The following is a 1622-nucleotide window of genomic DNA, read 5'->3' on the forward strand; positions in this document are numbered from 1 at the left end:
ACGCCCGCGCCCATGTCGAGGATCGAGCGCTGACCGCTGCTAAGGCGCCCGGCGTCCGGCGGCGAGCACACCGGCGGCGACATGAGCCGGGTGGACAATTCCACGTACCAACGACTGAACGGAGAAGATTGTGGATGCAACAATGCTCGCGCTCACTCTGAGCGTGTGCGCGTACTGCGCGATCGCGGTGACCGTGATGGTCGCCGTGCCCGCCGGTCGCGGACATCACATTGGCCGTCCGGGGACGTTCGTCGGCATCGCCTCCGGCGTGACAGGCCTGGGACTGTCCGGAGTCGCCGTCCTGGCGTCGTCGGCGGTCCTGCCCATGGTCGCCGGAGGCGCCATCGGCGCCGGCCTCATCGGAGCTGGTCTCGGCTTGGCCCTGAGTGAGGCGGTGAAGGCTCTTCCCGCCGGCAGGGATTGAACTTTGAGGGCCCGGCCCCGGCGAGTCGCCATTGACGGGCCTGGCACATCTGCAGCCGGTTGCTATCCAGCGTGCCGGGGTAAACCTGTCAGGATGGACGGGTGACCTCCCGGGACCTGGACCTGCCATCCAACTATGGGCGCCTCGTCGAGGATCTCAAGGACAGGGTCCGACGAGCACAGGTCACCGCGCAGCGAAGGGTCAACACCCAGCTGATCGAGCTGTACTGGTCCATCGGACAGGCTGTGCGCGAGGAGAGCGCCCGGCAGGGGTGGGGTAGCGGTGTGATTCGCAGGCTCGCCGAGGATCTTCGGGCCGAGTTTCCCCAAATGAAGGGCTTTTCTGCCCGAAACCTGCAGTACATGGCGACCTTCGCCGGCGCCTGGACTGCCGGACCAATCGCGCAACAGCCTGTTGCGTACTTGCCCTGGGGGCACGTGACTGTCCTGCTGGACAAGCTCAGCGCTCAGGACGATCGAGACAAGTACGCAGCCGCGGCCGTCGAGCACGGCTGGTCGCGCAACGTGCTGGCCAACATGATCGCCAGCAGCGCCCTCGAACGCCGCGGGGCGGCTCCGTCGAATTTTGCGCAACAGCTTGTTGCGCAAGATTCCGAGCTTGCCCAGCAGATCGCCAAGGACCCGCTGATCCTTGATTTTCTGGACCTGTCCGGCGAGGTCGCCGAGCGTGAGCTCGAGGAGTCCCTGACCGACCGGATCGTCGATACGCTGCGCGAGCTCGGCCCGGGATTCGCTTTCGTGGGAAGACAAGTGCACTTCGACGTCGGGGGCGAGGACTTCTACGCTGACCTACTGTTCTTCCACGTCGAGCAATTGCGGTACGTCGTCATTGAGCTCAAGACCGGCAAGTTCAAGCCAGAACACGCCGGGCAGCTGCAGTTCTACGTCGCCCTGGTCGAGGATCGCCTGCGCCGCGCCTCGCATGCCCCGACTGTCGGGATCCTGGTCTGCGGCAGCCGCAATGATCGTGTCGTCCGCTACGCACTGAACCAAGCCGGCGCACCCCTGGCCGTCTCAACCTTCAGCTATGAGGCCCTACCCGCCGCAGAGCAAGAGGCACTACCCAGCGAAGACGACCTCACCGCAGCCCTGGCCCAAATCACCGAGAACGACCAAGACCACTCGTAAACAACGCTGGAACACACCGTAGCCCCAAAACAGGGCCCGACCAGCCATTA

Annotated in this window: 2 protein-coding genes; both read left to right on the plus strand. The window is 65.0% G+C overall.

Annotation, left to right across the window (positions count from 1 at the left end; translation table 11 throughout):
* Window positions 1–142 precede the first annotated feature (142 nt).
* Window positions 143–424, plus strand: a complete 282-nt coding sequence (locus DCI01S_RS16385) for a hypothetical protein (protein ID WP_061230199.1) — start codon at window positions 143–145, stop codon at window positions 422–424.
* A gap of 101 nt (window positions 425–525) precedes the next feature.
* On the plus strand, window positions 526–1572 hold the full coding sequence (locus DCI01S_RS16390) for a PDDEXK nuclease domain-containing protein (protein ID WP_061230200.1): 1047 nt from the start codon (window positions 526–528) through the stop codon (window positions 1570–1572).
* Window positions 1573–1622: the final 50 nt, after the last annotated feature.

The organism is Dietzia cinnamea NBRC 102147, assembly GCF_001571065.1.
Taxonomy (GTDB): domain Bacteria; phylum Actinomycetota; class Actinomycetes; order Mycobacteriales; family Mycobacteriaceae; genus Dietzia; species Dietzia cinnamea.